General features: G+C 71.3%; 13 protein-coding genes. 5 read left to right on the top strand and 8 right to left on the bottom strand.

The features are described from left to right. The first annotated feature begins 12 nt into the window (after positions 1-12). On the top strand, positions 13-369 hold the full coding sequence (locus ACTWJ8_RS05015) for a hypothetical protein (protein ID WP_443263073.1): 357 nt from the start codon (positions 13-15) through the stop codon (positions 367-369). A gap of 20 nt (positions 370-389) precedes the next feature. On the opposite strand, the gene ACTWJ8_RS05010 is transcribed toward ACTWJ8_RS05015, so the two are convergent. Then, positions 390-566, bottom strand: coding sequence for a hypothetical protein (locus tag ACTWJ8_RS05010; RefSeq protein ID WP_356380815.1), 177 nt, complete (start codon positions 564-566; stop codon positions 390-392). Positions 567-713: 147 nt separating this feature from the next. On the opposite strand from ACTWJ8_RS05010, the gene ACTWJ8_RS05005 reads away from it, so the two are divergent. Further along, positions 714-1,412 (top strand): vWA domain-containing protein, encoded by a 699-nt coding sequence (locus ACTWJ8_RS05005; protein WP_443263072.1) that lies wholly within the window; start codon positions 714-716, stop codon positions 1,410-1,412. Positions 1,413-1,628: 216 nt separating this feature from the next. Here the strand turns inward: ACTWJ8_RS05005 and ACTWJ8_RS05000 are convergent, their stop codons facing one another. Both ACTWJ8_RS05000 and ACTWJ8_RS04995 read right to left on the bottom strand, forming a co-directional pair. Continuing rightward, positions 1,629-1,805, bottom strand: coding sequence for a hypothetical protein (locus ACTWJ8_RS05000; RefSeq protein ID WP_443263071.1), 177 nt, complete (start codon positions 1,803-1,805; stop codon positions 1,629-1,631). A 133-nt stretch (positions 1,806-1,938) separates the two neighbouring features. Then, complete coding sequence (locus ACTWJ8_RS04995) at positions 1,939-2,763, bottom strand: SAM-dependent methyltransferase (RefSeq protein ID WP_443263070.1); 825 nt, start codon at positions 2,761-2,763, stop codon at positions 1,939-1,941. Between the two features lie 129 nt (positions 2,764-2,892). On the opposite strand from ACTWJ8_RS04995, the gene ACTWJ8_RS04990 reads away from it, so the two are divergent. Further along, the gene (locus ACTWJ8_RS04990; protein WP_443263069.1) at positions 2,893-3,756 is read left to right on the top strand and encodes a GNAT family N-acetyltransferase; all 864 of its coding nucleotides are present in this window, start codon (positions 2,893-2,895) and stop codon (positions 3,754-3,756) included. Between the two features lie 7 nt (positions 3,757-3,763). Here ACTWJ8_RS04990 and ACTWJ8_RS04985 read toward each other — a convergent pair whose 3' ends face one another. Next, positions 3,764-4,552: a crotonase/enoyl-CoA hydratase family protein gene (locus ACTWJ8_RS04985; protein WP_443264809.1), complete on the bottom strand. Its 789-nt coding sequence runs from the start codon at positions 4,550-4,552 to the stop codon at positions 3,764-3,766. A 28-nt stretch (positions 4,553-4,580) separates the two neighbouring features. Beyond that, entirely contained in the window at positions 4,581-6,863 is a 2,283-nt protein-coding gene (locus ACTWJ8_RS04980) for a glycoside hydrolase family 3 N-terminal domain-containing protein (protein WP_443263068.1), read from the bottom strand. A gap of 181 nt (positions 6,864-7,044) precedes the next feature. On the opposite strand from ACTWJ8_RS04980, the gene ACTWJ8_RS04975 reads away from it, so the two are divergent. Both ACTWJ8_RS04975 and ACTWJ8_RS04970 read left to right on the top strand, forming a co-directional pair. Then, positions 7,045-8,934, top strand: coding sequence for an ABC transporter ATP-binding protein (locus ACTWJ8_RS04975; RefSeq protein ID WP_356381637.1), 1,890 nt, complete (start codon positions 7,045-7,047; stop codon positions 8,932-8,934). 182 nt (positions 8,935-9,116) lie between these two features. Next, on the top strand, positions 9,117-11,879 hold the full coding sequence (locus ACTWJ8_RS04970; protein WP_443263067.1) for a helix-turn-helix transcriptional regulator: 2,763 nt from the start codon (positions 9,117-9,119) through the stop codon (positions 11,877-11,879). A 282-nt stretch (positions 11,880-12,161) separates the two neighbouring features. Here the strand turns inward: ACTWJ8_RS04970 and ACTWJ8_RS04965 are convergent, their stop codons facing one another. From ACTWJ8_RS04965 to ACTWJ8_RS04955, 3 genes are all read right to left on the bottom strand, one after another. Continuing rightward, positions 12,162-12,467, bottom strand: a complete 306-nt coding sequence (locus ACTWJ8_RS04965; RefSeq protein ID WP_443263066.1) for a hypothetical protein — start codon at positions 12,465-12,467, stop codon at positions 12,162-12,164. Next, positions 12,464-12,877, bottom strand: a complete 414-nt coding sequence (locus ACTWJ8_RS04960; protein ID WP_443263065.1) for an SsgA family sporulation/cell division regulator — start codon at positions 12,875-12,877, stop codon at positions 12,464-12,466. The genes ACTWJ8_RS04965 and ACTWJ8_RS04960 overlap by 4 nt, the downstream gene beginning before the upstream one ends. A 166-nt stretch (positions 12,878-13,043) precedes the next feature. Then, the gene (locus tag ACTWJ8_RS04955) at positions 13,044-13,955 is read right to left on the bottom strand and encodes an alpha/beta hydrolase (RefSeq protein WP_443263064.1); all 912 of its coding nucleotides are present in this window, start codon (positions 13,953-13,955) and stop codon (positions 13,044-13,046) included. Positions 13,956-14,038: the final 83 nt, after the last annotated feature.

Raw genomic sequence — 14,038 nt, 5'->3', positions numbered from 1 at the left:
GAGGATGCTGGGATGCAGCACACGCCGGAAGACCCGTCGCTCCTGACCGCCCCGTGGTGGGTGCCTGATGGTGGCATGCACGACCTCGAGCTGGAACTGCATCGCGAGCTTTCCTCTGGGCACCTGCTGTACGAAGCAGAGGTCACTGCTGAGGCGCGATGCGAAGGATGCGACGACGTCCTGTTCAGGGTCGCGAACCGGCCGTTCCGCTGGGCTGTGGTTCACCTGACATGGCTAGGTCGCGAAGAACGTGCGCCCTGGCCGATGACAACGCCCCTTGCAGACTTGGCCGAGCTCCTCACCGAGTGGGCCGACCACGGCTGCAACGACACCGAGGCGTCGCCTCCGGAAAATGCTTCAGGGGGTTGACCGCTGGCGCGGCGGAGGCGCTACGCCGCCTTCACGATCTCGCCGCGGACCGCCGCCGCCCATTCCACGACCAACACCTCGTACTCGGCGCGCTGTTCCGAGGTCAGGTGGCCGCCTGAGCGCAGCATCAGGCAGCGGATGCGCTCGTTGAGTTCCGCGGCTGACCGCTCGGGAGCGGGAGGCTGGGTGGGGGCCATGCGGGGGAGCTTAGGTGGTGGCGGTGACGGCGGGCCAGTCCGTGAGAAGAGGCGGCATATACCGATTCGTTCGGGCGGCGCCGCGTGCGGGTGCAACCCTTGGCGGATGTGGGGCGTCAATAGTCCCACCAGCACAAGGAGCACCACATGCCGATCAGTTTCGACAAGGTTCCCGCGGGGCTCGTCAGCCTCGCCAAGACCGCCGCCGTGTCCCTGGAGAAGCAGGGCCTCGCCGAGGAGCGGGCCGCCGTATATCTCGTGCTCGACCGCTCGGGCAGCATGCGCCGCTACTACAAGGACGGCAGCATGCAGCACCTCGCGGAGCAGGCGCTCGCGCTGTCCGTGAATCTCGATGACGACGGCGTTGTTCCCGTCGTCTTCTTCGACAGTCGCGCGCACAGTCCCGTGGATATCGGGCTCGATGATTATCACGGGCGTATCGAGAAGCTGCACGATGCGCTCGGGCACATGGGGACCACGAATTACGCCGCTGCCATGGATGCCGTTGTCGATCACTACCTGGCGAGTGGGAGCAAGGATCCCGCCTTCGTCATTTTTCAGACCGATGGGTCGCCGGATTCGCGGCGGGCTGCCGAGAAGACCCTGTGCAAGGCCGCCGGGCTTCCGATCTTCTGGCAGTTCATCGGGTACGGCGACGACGAGTTCCGATTCCTGCGCAAGCTGGATGAGCTCGCCGTGCCGAAGAAGCGGGCCGTCGACAATGCCGGATTCTTTGCCGCAGGCAAGGATCCGAAGCTCATTCCGGACGGGGTGCTGTACGGGCAGCTGATGGGTGAATTTCCCGAGTGGCTGGCCGCGGCGCGGGCCGGCGGGATCGTCGACTGATCTTTCCCGCGGCCTGCTGTTCTCCGTCCGGTCGCGGCCCGGCCAGGGGCGTGGAATCGTTGGGTGCGACAAATGCCCCAAATTGTTCCGGGAGGTCCCATGTCCTCGAAGCGGCGACGCAAGAAGAAGGCGCGGCGCAAGCACGCGGCGAATCACGGGTCCCGCCCGCAGTCCTAGGCGCCTGCTCAGCGGCGCGGCGTCACTCGGCGGAAGGGGTCATGCGCGCTGCGCGACCCCTCCGTCGATCGCCGAAGCCCACTCCGTGACCAGCGCTTCGTATTCAGCGCGGTCCTCGGCGCTCAGGTGGCCGCCCGTGCGGGCCCACAGGTCACGAATCTGCTCGTTGACCACGTCGGCGGACCGGACGGTGCGTGGGGCTTGGATGGCGGACATGTGAAAAAGAGTAGGGGATCCGCACGCCTATTCGCTGCGGTCCGTCACGTGGTCATCGCCATGTGTGAGTTTCGTCATGCTCATCGGTGCCGTGACTGCTGTCACTTCCAAGTGGGCATGCTCTCCCGTCACTTCACGGCTTGACCGCCACGGCCCCGTACAACGGCACCGCGGTTCCGTCGCGTTCCTCGTCGACCGCCAACTCCGGGTGCCAGTCCGGGAGCCAGACGACTCCGGGGTCCAGGAGCTCGAGGCCCGAGTTCGTGAAGAACTTGGTCATCTCCTCGCGCGTACGCGGTACGAGTGTGACCCCGCCGACCGCGTACATCTCGACGGCCTCCCGCGTGCGCTCCGGGTCGTAGTCGGAGGCGAGTTGGGACAGTACCAGGTGGCTCCCGGAGGGCAGCGCGTCGACCAGGGTGCGGACGATGTCGTACGCGCCCTGCTCGTCGGGGATGAAGTGCAGCAGCGCGATCAGGGAGACCGCGATCGGACGCTCGAAGTCCAGTATCCCGCGCGCCAGTTCCAGGATCGTCTCCGGTTCGCGGGCGTCCGCCTGGAGGTAGCGGGTCGTGCCCTCGGGTGTGCCGTGCAGCAGCGCCTCCGCGTGGGCGAGCACGATCGGGTCGTTGTCGACGTACACGACGCTCGCCGCGGGCACCGCGCGCTGCGCGATCCGGTGCAGGTTGGGCTCCGTCGGTATGCCCGTGCCGATGTCGAGGAACTGGTCCACGCCCCGCCGCGCCGCCAGCATCCGGATCGCGCGGTGCATGAACCAACGGTTGTGCCGGGCCCCGTACTTCGCCGTCGGCTCCATCGCCGTGATCTGCCGGCCCAGCGCCTCGTCCACCGGGTAGTTGTCCTTGCCGCCCAGGTACCAGTCGTACACGCGCGCCGGATGCGGCTTGCTGGTGTCGATACGCGGAGGGGTGGGAGACGTCTCGGGCGTCAGGGGCATGGGCGGCTGCAACTCCCTTGTCGGGGACGGGTGGTCGAGCGCGTGCGTCAGCCATCCTGCCGTACGGACGCGGGGCGTGTGGGGCCAATGAGGGAGGATGGGGGCATGCGAAGAGAAGAGCCTCCGCGCGTGAGTGACGACCCCCGGCACCCCGACCGCCTCGACATCTCCCGGGCCACCCTCGACGACTGGCCCGTGATCCGCGGCTGGGCCGCCGACGAGGGCTGGAACCCCGGTGTCGCCGACGGTGTCAGCTTCTTCGCGCAGGACCCGGACGGGTTCTTCCTCGGCCGGGTCGACGGAGAGCCGGTTTCGGCAGTCTCCGTCGTCAACTACGGGGACGCGTACGCCTTCCTGGGGTGCTATCTCGTCCGGCCCGATCTGCGGGGCCGCGGGTACGGCATCGCCACCTGGAACACCGGCCTCGCGCACGCCGGAGGGCGCACCGTCGGGCTCGACGGCGTCGTCGCCCAGCAGGACAACTACCGCAGGTCCGGCTTCGAACTCGCCCACCGTACCGTCCGGTTCACCGGGACCCCGAGTGGAGCTCCGGACGCACCCGCCGATGGCGTCGTGACCGTCTACCGCGCGGGCGACCTCGTGCCCCTGTTCGCGTACGACAACGCCTGCTACCCGGCGGACAGGGCCCGGTTCCTGGAGTCCTGGCTGAGCACGGAGGGGCACGTCGTGCGTGCCCGCGTCGTCGGCGGGCGCGTCACCGGGTACGGGGTGCGGCGCGAGGCGCACGACATGCCGCGGATCGGGCCGTTGTTCGCGGACACGCGGGACGACGCGCGTGCGCTGTTCGACGCCCTCGCGCCCGCGGGGCGACCGGTCTGCCTCGACGTTCCCGCGTCGAATCCGGACGCCGTGGAACTTGCCCAGGAGCGGGGGCTGGTGCCCGGGTTCGAGACGGCCCGGATGTATACGGGGCCGGTGCGGGAGTTCGCCGCCGAGCGGGTCTTCGGGGTGACCACCCTCGAACTGGGGTGAGGTTCCGTCACGTCATCGGGGAGTGGTCGTCGAACGAACCGTGGCGTCCCGCCCCCGACGCGAAGCGGTTCGCGCCCTCCAGCGCCCCGCTCAAGACCCCGACGCCGTAAGCGAGTTCGGTGGACATCGCCGCCGTCTCGTCCCGCCCGTGCTGCTCCCGCAGCGACGCCCGGTCGCTGCGCAGGCAGTCCTGCGGGAACGCGGCGATCGACGCCGCCAGTTCCTCCGCCTCCGCACGGGCCCGGCCCGGCGGCACGAGCCGGTTCGCGAGGCCGATCTCGTACGCCTCGCCGGCGGGAACGGGGCGGCCGGTGAGGATCAGGTCGCTCGCGCGGCTCTCGCCGATGAGGCGGGGGAGGCGGACCGTCCCGCCGTCGATGAGGGGGACGCCCCAGCGGCGGCAGAAGACGCCGAACACCGCGTCCTCCTCGGCGACCCGCAGGTCGCACCAGAGCGCGAGTTCGAGGCCGCCCGCCACCGCGTGCCCGGCGACCGCCGCGATGACGGGCTTCGACAGGCGGAGGCGGGTCGGGCCCATCGGGCCGTCCCCGTCCTCCGCCACCCGGTTGCCGCGCTCCGTGCCGATCGCCTTGAGGTCGGCGCCCGCGCAGAACGTGCCGCCCTCGCCCCACAGCACGGCCACCCGCGCCGCATCGTCCGCCTCGAACGCGCGGAAGGCGTCGGCCAGCAGCTCCGCCGTCGGCCCGTCGACCGCGTTGCGGGCCTCGGGGCGGGACAGGACGACCGTGGTGACCGGGCCGTCCCGTTCGACGCGGACGGACGGCGACGGCGACATCGACATAGTGGCCTCTTCGACGGGGTGGTCAGCTGACGGTGAGCTTCAGCTTGGCATCCGCCGTCGAACTGTTCCCGACGTACAGCTCGAACGTGCCCTCCTCTACGCGGAATTCGCCGTCGGGGTCGTTCGTCCAGAACCCCAGGTCCTCCGCGCCGAGCTGGAAGCGGACCGTCGTCGACGCGCCCGCGTCGAGCGTGACCCGCTTGAACCCCCGCAGCCTGCGCACCGGTTGGGTCATCGAGGCCGCCACGTCGCGCACGTAGAGCTGCGCGACCTCGTCGCCCGCGCGCGAGCCGGTGTTGCGGACCTCGACGGAGACCTCGAAGGTGTCGCCCTTGCGCAGCGCCGCCGCCGAGATGGACGAGCGGCTCAGCTTCGGCGCGGAGAAGGCGAACGTGGTGTAGCTGAGGCCGAACCCGAAGGGGAACTGCGGCGTCGGCGGCAGGTCCAGGTACTTCGACGTGAACTTGTTGTCCTTGTCGTACGGGCGGCCCGTCGACTCGTGGTTGTAGTGGATCGGGATCTGCCCGGTCGTCCGCGGGAACGACACCGGCAGCTTGCCGCCCGGGTTGACCGTGCCGAACAGGACGTCCGCGATCGCGTTGCCCGCCTCGATGCCGGGGTGCCACGCCTCCAGGACGGCGGGCGCGCTGTCCAGCCAGTCGCCGACGGTGAGCGGGCGGCCGCCCACCAGGACCACCACGAACGGCTTTCCGGTCTCCGCGACCGCCGCGATCAGCTTCTCCTGCGCGCCCGGCAGCGAGATGTCGCTGCGGGCCGCGGCCTCGCCGCTCATGGCGGGCGGCTCGCCGACGACCACGACCGTGACGTCAGCGGACTTCGCCGCGGCCACCGTGTCGGGGATGCCGCCGGTGTCCTCGCCGTCCGGGTCGACGCCACGCGCGTACGTGACCTTGGCGTCAGGCGCCGCCTTCTTCACGGCGTCGAGCACCTTCACCGCGGGGAACTTCTCGACCGAGGCGGGCACCACCCACGTACCGAGCAGATCGGACGAGTCGGCGAACGGGCCGACGACCGCCACGGACGCGACCGACTTCTTGAGGGGGAGCGCGCCCTTCTCGTTCTTCAGCAGCACCATCGAGCGGGATGCCGCCGTGCGCGCCGCCTTCCGCGCTTCGGCCGTGGGTGCGTCGATGGCCTTCGACTCCTCCACGTACGGGTCGTCGAAGAGGCCGAGCTCGTACTTGAGGCGCAGCACGGTCGCGACCGCCTCGTCGACGCGCCGCTGCTCGATCTTCCCGGCGCGCAGCAGCTTCTTGCCGTTGGTGAGGAGGTTCGTGCTGGTCATCTCCATGTCGACGCCGGCGTTGAGCGCGAGCCGCGCCGCGTCGGCGCCGTCCTCCGCGAAGCCGTGCGCGATCAGTTCCTGAACGCCGGTGTAGTCGCTGACGACCATCCCCTCGAAGCCCCACTCTTTCTTGAGGATGTCGGTGAGGGTGTGCGGATTGCCGTGCGCAGGGACGCCGCTGATGGTGTTGAAGGAGGCCATCACCGTGGCGACGCCCGCGTCCAACGCCGCCTTGAACGGCGGGAGATAGAGATTGCGGAGGCGCGACTCGGACACGTCGACCGTGTTGTAGTCGCGGCCGCCCTCCGCGCCCCCGTACGCCACGAAGTGCTTCGCGCACGCGGCGACCGTGTCCTTCGAGCCGTAGCCGGAACCCTGGTAGCCCTCGACCTTGGCCGCCGCGAACTTCGCGGTCAGATACGGGTCCTCGCCGTTGCCCTCCGCGATGCGGCCCCAGCGCGGCTCGTGCGTGACGTCCATCATCGGCGCGAACGTCCAGTGCACCCCGTTCGAACGGGCCTCCTTCGCCGACACCTCGGCGTCGGAGCGGGCCACCTCCGGATCGAAGCTGGACGCCTGGGCGAGCGGGATCGGGAAGTTGGTCCAGAAGCCGTGGATGACGTCCAGGCCGAGCAGCAGCGGGATGCCGAGCCGGGACTCCTCGACGGCGATGCGCTGCAGCTCGTTGGTGGTCTGCGCGCCGAAGATGCTGAACACCGAGCCGACCTTGCCGGCCCGCGCGGCGTCCTCGACCGCCTTCGTCGTGCCCGAGCCCGGATTGAGGTCGTAGGACCAGGGGAGCTGCTGGAGCTGCCCCAGCTTCTCTTCGAGAGTCATACGCGCGAGCAGGGCCCGGACCTTCGCCTCATGAGGCTTCTTCGGCGCGGCGGGGGCGCTCGTCGTGGCGTACGCGGTGGTGGCTTGGCTGGTCGTGGCGGCGCCCGCGGCGGCGGTGACACCGATCGCGGACAGCAGGGTTCGTCTGCGCAGCTCCGGCATGCCTTCGCTTCCCGATCGTGTGGAACCCACAACTTGTGTAATGGGCACAAGAATTGAAGCGAAGTTACGTTCCGGTTACTCAAGGGTCAAGAGGTGTGACAGGGGTGTCGGCCGCCCGACCTTCCGCGGCCCGAGTCTTGACCTCAAGATTGGTTGAGGTTCTAGCGTCTTCGGCATGAGCATGGAGACCACAGCCTGGACGCAGCTGCACAGCGTCATGAATGCCCAGAACGGCGGCCCGAACGGCCGCCCCTTCACCCGCGCGACCCTGAGCAGGATCGCCGCCTTCGCACGGCCGCACCGGCGGCGCATCGCCCAGTTCGTCCTCCTGAGCATCCTGACCGCGCTGCTCGCCGTGGCGACACCGATGCTCGCCGGCAAGGTCGTCGACGCCATCGTGCGCGGCGACGACCAGGGGCACGTCGTCCGCCTAGCGCTCCTCATCGCCGCCATCGCGCTCGCCGAGGCCGGCATCGGGCTCCTCGCCCGCTGGCTCTCCGCGAACCTCGGCGAGGGCCTCATCCTCGACCTCCGCACGGCCGTCTTCGACCACGTCCAGCGGATGCCCGTCGCGTTCTTCACCAGGACCCGCACAGGAGCCCTCGTCAGCCGCCTCAACAACGACGTCATCGGCGCGCAGCGCGCCTTCAGCAACACGCTGTCCGGCGTCGTCGGCAACGTCGTCACCCTGATCCTCACCCTGGCCGTCATGCTCACGCTCTCCTGGCAGATCACACTGCTCGCGCTCGTGCTGCTGCCGGTGTTCGTGCTGCCCGCCCGCCGCATGGGCTCACGGATGGCACGCCTGCAGCGGGAGGCCGCCGCGCACAACGCGGCGATGGGGACGCGGATGACCGAACGGTTCTCGGCGCCGGGCGCCACGCTGATCAAGCTGTTCGGGCGTCCCGGCGACGAGTCCGCGGAGTTCGCGGAACGGGCGCGGCGGGTGCGGGACATCGGCGTGCGCACGGCCATGGCGCAGTCCGCGTTCATCACCGCGCTCACCCTCGTGTCGGCGCTCGCGCTCGCGCTGGTGTACGGGCTCGGCGGCTACTTCGCGCTGTCCGGCACGCTGGAGGCCGGCGCGGTCGTCTCGCTCGCGCTGCTCCTGACCCGCCTCTACGCGCCGCTGACCTCGCTCGCCGGGGCGCGCGTCGAGGTCATGAGCGCGCTCGTCAGCTTCGAGCGGGTCTTCGAGGTGCTCGACCTCAAGCCGCTCATCGACGAGAAGCCGGACGCGCGGGAGATCCCCGAGGGACCCGTGGCGGTGGAGTTCGACGACGTACGGTTCGGATACCCGGCCGCGGACAAGGTGTCGCTCGCCTCGCTCGAGGAGGTCGCCTCGCTCGACACGCGGGGCGGGGCGGAGGTCCTGCACGGGGTGTCCTTCCGGGCCGAACCCGGGCAGACGGTGGCGCTCGTCGGCTCCTCCGGGGCGGGGAAGTCGACCATCGCGTCGCTGCTGCCGCGGCTCTACGACACCGATGGCGGAGCGGTCCGGATCGGCGGGGTCGACGTGCGGGACGCCACCGCGGAGTCGCTGCGCGGCACGCTGGGCATGGTGACGCAGGACGGGCACCTCTTCCACGACACGGTGCGGGCGAACCTGCTGCTCGCGCGGCCGGGGGCGACGGAGGCCGAACTGTGGGAGGTGCTGCGTCGGGCGCGCCTCGACGGGCTGGTCCGGGAGCTGCCGGACGGACTGGACACGGTGGTCGGGGAGCGGGGCTACCGCTTGTCCGGTGGCGAACGCCAGCGCATGACGATCGCGCGCCTGCTGCTCGCGCGGCAGCGGGTGGTCATCCTCGACGAGGCGACCGCGCACCTGGACAACACGTCCGAGGCGGCCGTGCAGGAGGCCCTCGCCGAGGCGCTCTCCGACCGCACGGCGGTCGTCATCGCCCACCGCCTGTCGACCATCCGCTCCGCCGACCAGATCCTGGTCGTGGAGGACGGCCGCATCGTCGAACGCGGCACCCACGAGGAGCTTCTCCTCCACGGGGGCCGCTACGCGGAGCTGTACGCGACGCAGTTCGGGGCGGGGGTGGTGGCGGAGGCGGAAGCGGCGTGAGGCGGGAGCCTTGTGGGGCGCAGGTGGGTAAATCAAGCTCCTGCGGCGATTGAGCAGCAGGGTCTGGGGCGGAGCCCCGGGGCGCAACGCCGGTTCGGCATGACAGCCCCGTGGCGTAGGGACGGGTCACCGCGACGACAACACCCGGTCCACAGCGGAGAGTTGACGCTACGCTGGGGCGTATGCTGCTGGGTCGCACAGCGGAATGCGCACGGCTGGCCGACCTCGTGGACGGGGCCCGCGCCGGCCACAGCGCCGCCCTGGTCGTCCGCGGCGAGGCAGGCATGGGGAAGACCAGCCTCCTCGCCTATGCCGAATCCGTCGCCCGGGACCTCACCCGCCTCCGCACCCAGGGCATCGAGGCGGAGTCCCAGCTCCCGTACGTGGGCCTCGCCGACCTGTTCCGCCCCGTCACCGATCACCTCGACCGCATCCCGGACCGCCAGGCCGCCGCGCTCACCGGCGCCCTCGCCCTCGGTCCCGCCGTCGCCCAGGACCGCTTCGCCGTCGCCGCGGGAACGCTCAGTCTGTTGGGCGCGATCAGCGAGTCGGGGCCCGTGCTCGTCGTCGTGGACGATGCGCAGTGGCTCGATCCGTATTCGCTGGACGCCCTCGCCTTCGCCACCCGGCGCCTCGGACGCGAAGGCGTCGTCGTGCTCTTCGCCACCCGTGACACCGACGAGACGGCCTCCCGGCTCGCCCCGGTGGAGACCCTCGCCCTGCGCGGGCTCGACACCGGCGCGGCGCGTGAACTCGTCGCCGAGGAGTCCGACGAGCCGCTGTCCCCGCACGACGTGCAGTGGTTGCTGAGCGAGGCCCGCGGCAATCCGCTGGCGCTCGTCGAGCTTCCCGCCCTGCTCGCCCACAGCGGCCACCGCCCCGACCGCGGCGCGCCGCTCCCGATCGGCGACATCCTCGCCCGCACGTTCCACAGCGCCATCACCCGGCTCCCGGACCGGACACGCGACGCCATGCTGCTGCTCGCGGTCCTCGGCCCCCGCCCCCTCGCCGGCACCGAACGGGTGCTGCGCGCCCACGGGTTGACCTACGCGGACCTCGAACCGGCCGAGCGCGCGGGCTTGATGACCGTCGAGGAAGGCGCGTACGTCTTCCGCCACCCGCTCGTCCGCTCCGGCGTCTACCACGGCGCGACCGCCGTCCGTCGCTGGCGCGCCCACCGCACCGTCGCCCAGGCACTCCGAGGCGCCCGCGCCCCCGCCGCCCTGGAGCGCTACGCCTGGCACCTCTCCGAATCCGGCGCCGACCCGGACGAGGAGGTCGCCGAGTCGCTCGCGCGGGCCGCGTCCGGCGGCCCCGCCAGCCTCACCTTCCCGCTGGCCGCCCGCCTGTTCGCGCACGCCGCCCGCTTCACCCCCGACGACGAGGGCAAGGCCCGCCGCCTGCTCGCCGCCGCACGCGCCGCCCAGGCCGCCGGATCCCTCGACGAGGCCGCCGACCTCCTGGACCGCGCCCTCGACCACGCCGCCCACGAACGAACCCGCCTCGACCTGCGCCAACTGCGCTGCTACGTCGACATCCAGCGCGGCCGCCCCGCCCGCGCCCGCGAGCAGCTGCGGGCCGCCGTCGACCAGGCCCGCCGCGTCGACCCGGCGCTCGCCGCCGTCATGCTCGGCGGCATCATCCTCACCGAACTCGCCATCGGCGACCTCACCGCCGCCCGCGCCACATCGGCCGAGTCGATGCAGCTCGCCGACGCCTTCGGCGACACCGCCGCGGCGCTGCCCGTCCGCCTGCTGCACGCCCTCGTGGAACTCCTCGGCGGCGACGCGGAGGAGGGCCGCGCGCTCCTGCACGACCTCGAGAAGCCGCTCGCCGCACCGGACCTGTCGTTCCCGTACCCCGTCTCCGGCGTCGGCGGCCTCTGCTACCTCGCCACGGAGGAGCTGGACGAGGGCCACGCCCTGCTCGACCGCGCCGTGCACGCCGCCCGCTCCTCCAGCACCGTAGGACTGCTCGCGCACCTCCTCGGCACGCTCTCCGTCGTCGAGTTCTGGCGCGGCGAGTGGAACGCCTCCCTCGCCCACGCCGACGAGTCCGCCCGGCTCGGCGAGGACACCGGCCGCGTCATCGAGGTGTGCAGGGCGCTCGCCGCGCAGGCCCGCGCGGAGGCCGTCCTGGGCAGGGAGGCGGACTGCCGGGCGCACGAGGCGCAGTGCCGGTCGCTGGCCGCGGCCGCCGAACTCCCCATGGACGCGGCCCGCGCCCGCGGCGCCCTCGGCCTCCTCGAACTGGGCCTCGGCCGCTACGAGGAGGCGGCGGGACACCTCGAAGAGGTACGGGCCTTCTCCCTCGCCAACGGCCGCGGTGACGGCCTCTACCTCTCCTGGGCGGCCGACCTCGCCGAGGCGTACGTGCATCTGCACCGCCACGACGAGGCGTACGAGGTGCTGCGGGTCCTGGAGCACGAGGCGGGCCGCGGCAGACGCCCGATCACCGCCGCCGCTGCCGCCCGCTGCCGCGGCATGCTGGAACCCGCCTATGCGGAGCGGCACATGGACCGTGCGCTCGCCCGGCTCGCCGACGTCCGGGCGCCGTTCGAAGTGGGCCGCACCGAGTTCGCCCGCGGGGAGCTGCTGCGCAGGCTGGGCCGGCGCAGCGAGGCCCGCCGCAGGCTCCAGCGCGCCCTCGCCACCTTCGAACGCCTCGGTGCCACCAGCTGGGCTGGCCGCGCCGCCGCCGAGCTGCACGCGGCGGGCGGCGACCGCGTCGACTCGGGGCGCAGCCCGCTCGACGGACTGACCCCGCAGGAGCTGCGCGTCGCGCTCGCCGTCGGCCGCGGTGTCACCAACCACGAGGCGGCGGAGCAGCTCTTCCTCAGCGTGAAGACGGTCGAGTTCCACCTGGGCAACATCTACCGGAAGCTGGAGGGCGTGCACCGGCGGGCTCAACTGGTGCGGCTGCTCAGCGAGTCCGCGCACGCCTGACCCCGCGCACGCGCAGTGGGGGTGCCCGCGCCGGGCACCCCCGTCCCCCGTGTCCCCCGTAACTCCTCCGGAGATTCCCCGTCGTTCCTCCGTCGGATCCCCCGTGTCGAAAGCCCCCGTGTGCTTTCGTGTCTCCACGATGGACCCGGCCGGGCCCCTGGGCCACGGGGAAAACCCTGGGATCGGACGCCGGGGGCGTACGCCGATTGCTGTAGTCGCCCCGACGCGGGGTCGGTGGAGAGCACGCGTCGCGCTCCCCACCGGACAACTGCCCCGCCGGTCTCAGGGGTGGTCGCCCGCCCCATGGCGGTCCGGCGGGAGGCCGGTGTCGAGGCGCACGGTGAGCCGAGCGCCGAGGGCGCGGGCGTAGGCGTGCAGGGTTTCCAGGTCGAGCACTTCACCGCACTCGATCTGCGCCGCCCACAACGGGGACAGCCCCGCGGACGCAGCGGCCCGGGCCAGGGGCAGCCCCTGTTCCATGCGGACCGCGTGCAGCTGTCTGCCGAGCTCCAGGGCCTCGCTGCCCCGGAACGTCACCGACGCGGTGCGGCTGGTGGAACCCATACGGGTGGCGTCGTGGTGTCTCATGCCGCGCTTCCGAACAGCGTCCCGAGGTTGTGGTCGAGTTCGGCCGCCACGACTTCCTCGGTCGGCGCGACGATGGTGTGACTGCGGGCCAGGAAGCGGTGCAGGGCGCGCGTGTCGAAACGGAGCCTGGCCACCCCCTGCGGCGACGAGAGCTCTACGCGGGTGTGGTCAGGCCCTCGGGGCGTGATCTGCACCGCGCCGCCGCGAGCTCCGGAGCTCAGACCCGCGGCCAGCAGTGAACGCGCGAACGTCCACGTCGCCGCCTCGCCGTCCGCCGATATGTGCTCCGGGAACCTGAGCTGGACGGCGAGTGGGTCGGACGATGAGTGGAAGAGGGTGACGGCGACGGGGGCTTCGTGGTGCGTGGTGACCAGGCGGGCGCCGGTGACCAGTTCAAGGGTGACGTGCATGAAGGGCTCCAACGGGGTGCGGCCCGGCCTCGTGTGACCGGTGTGCTGTAGGAGCACCCAGGTGGCTGCGCATTACGCGAGTTCACACGAGAAGTTTGTGTGACGTACGTCTCTCCTGGTGGGGAAGTGGCTTCAGCGTGGAGGGGGCGGTCAGGGGTATCGCTGTTCACAGGTGGTTCGTATAGAACTCGGCGAGCCGGTCGACGGCGGCGTCGACGTAGGCGGGTTCGTCGTACATCTCGTAGTGGCCGGCGTTCTCGACGATCATGAGGTCGACGGGGTTGGGCGCCAGTTTCCACAACCGCATGCCGGCTTCGTAGGAGCCGGTGTTGCCGACGCGTCCCGCGAGGACGACCTGAAGCGGCTGAGTCATGAGCCGGTCGACGAGGTGGAACGCGTCGTAGCCCAGAAGCAGCGAGTCGCTGCGCGAGAGGCGGCGGTTGGTCGAGTGCTTGTTCCAGCCCCGCTCGGTGCGGTAGAAGGCGATCGCCTGGGTCGTGTCGATGTCGGTCAGCCCGGCGGCGACGGCGTCTCCCGGAGTGTCGGGCAGCCAGTTCGTGCGCGTCAGGTTGCCGGTGAGGCTCTCCGTGGTGCGCGCCTCGGCCATGGCGTCGAGCGCGGCGGCCGGGCCGTCGGGCTGGAAGCCGCGGAACGACGTGCCGATGTCGCTGGGGACGACCGTCCCCACGGCCCTGATGCGGTGGTCCGTGCGGGCGGTGTGCACGGCATAGCCGCCGCCGGCACAGATGCCGAGGACACCGATGCGCCGCGGGTCGATGCGGGGATGTGTGCTGAGCGCGTCGATGGCGTACGAGATGTCCTCGCCGCGGCGGTAGGGGTCCTCGAGGTCGCGCGGGTCGCCGCCGCTCTGGCCCTGATGGGCGGGGTCGAACACCAGCGCCGCGAGGCCCCGGGCGGCAAGACGGGAGGCGTAGTTCGCTCCGATCTGCTCCTTCACGCTGCTGCCGGGCGTGGAGAGCACCACGGCGCGCAGGGGAGCCTCCCCGCCGTCGAGGGGGAGGTGGAGGTCGGCCGCGAGCTCGATCGGCCCGCGCGGAATCGTGATGTGCTGAACCATCTGGGGCACCTTTCGCCGAGGGTGCGCTGGAAGTCGATCGGTCCGAAATGCACTTCAGTACGATACTGAACTAGTCCAGAACT

Source organism: Streptomyces sp. SDT5-1, assembly GCF_052245995.1.
In the GTDB taxonomy this organism is placed as follows: domain Bacteria; phylum Actinomycetota; class Actinomycetes; order Streptomycetales; family Streptomycetaceae; genus Streptomyces.
This window is presented reverse-complemented; position numbering and strand designations above follow the sequence as displayed.

What these genes read in the sequence shown, in the direction of transcription:
- ACTWJ8_RS05015 (WP_443263073.1), top strand. Translation starts at nt 13, where the DNA reads ATGCAGCACACGCCGGAAGACCCGTCGCTCCTGACCGCCCCGTGGTGG.
- ACTWJ8_RS05010 (WP_356380815.1), bottom strand. Translation starts at nt 566, where the DNA reads ATGGCCCCCACCCAGCCTCCCGCTCCCGAGCGGTCAGCCGCGGAACTC.
- ACTWJ8_RS05005 (WP_443263072.1), top strand. Translation starts at nt 714, where the DNA reads ATGCCGATCAGTTTCGACAAGGTTCCCGCGGGGCTCGTCAGCCTCGCC.
- ACTWJ8_RS05000 (WP_443263071.1), bottom strand. Translation starts at nt 1,805, where the DNA reads ATGTCCGCCATCCAAGCCCCACGCACCGTCCGGTCCGCCGACGTGGTC.
- ACTWJ8_RS04995 (WP_443263070.1), bottom strand. Translation starts at nt 2,763, where the DNA reads ATGCCCCTGACGCCCGAGACGTCTCCCACCCCTCCGCGTATCGACACC.
- ACTWJ8_RS04985 (WP_443264809.1), bottom strand. Translation starts at nt 4,552, where the DNA reads ATGTCGCCGTCGCCGTCCGTCCGCGTCGAACGGGACGGCCCGGTCACC.
- ACTWJ8_RS04980 (WP_443263068.1), bottom strand. Translation starts at nt 6,863, where the DNA reads ATGCCGGAGCTGCGCAGACGAACCCTGCTGTCCGCGATCGGTGTCACC.
- ACTWJ8_RS04975 (WP_356381637.1), top strand. Translation starts at nt 7,045, where the DNA reads ATGGAGACCACAGCCTGGACGCAGCTGCACAGCGTCATGAATGCCCAG.
- ACTWJ8_RS04970 (WP_443263067.1), top strand. Translation starts at nt 9,117, where the DNA reads ATGCTGCTGGGTCGCACAGCGGAATGCGCACGGCTGGCCGACCTCGTG.
- ACTWJ8_RS04965 (WP_443263066.1), bottom strand. Translation starts at nt 12,467, where the DNA reads ATGAGACACCACGACGCCACCCGTATGGGTTCCACCAGCCGCACCGCG.
- ACTWJ8_RS04960 (WP_443263065.1), bottom strand. Translation starts at nt 12,877, where the DNA reads ATGCACGTCACCCTTGAACTGGTCACCGGCGCCCGCCTGGTCACCACG.
- ACTWJ8_RS04955 (WP_443263064.1), bottom strand. Translation starts at nt 13,955, where the DNA reads ATGGTTCAGCACATCACGATTCCGCGCGGGCCGATCGAGCTCGCGGCC.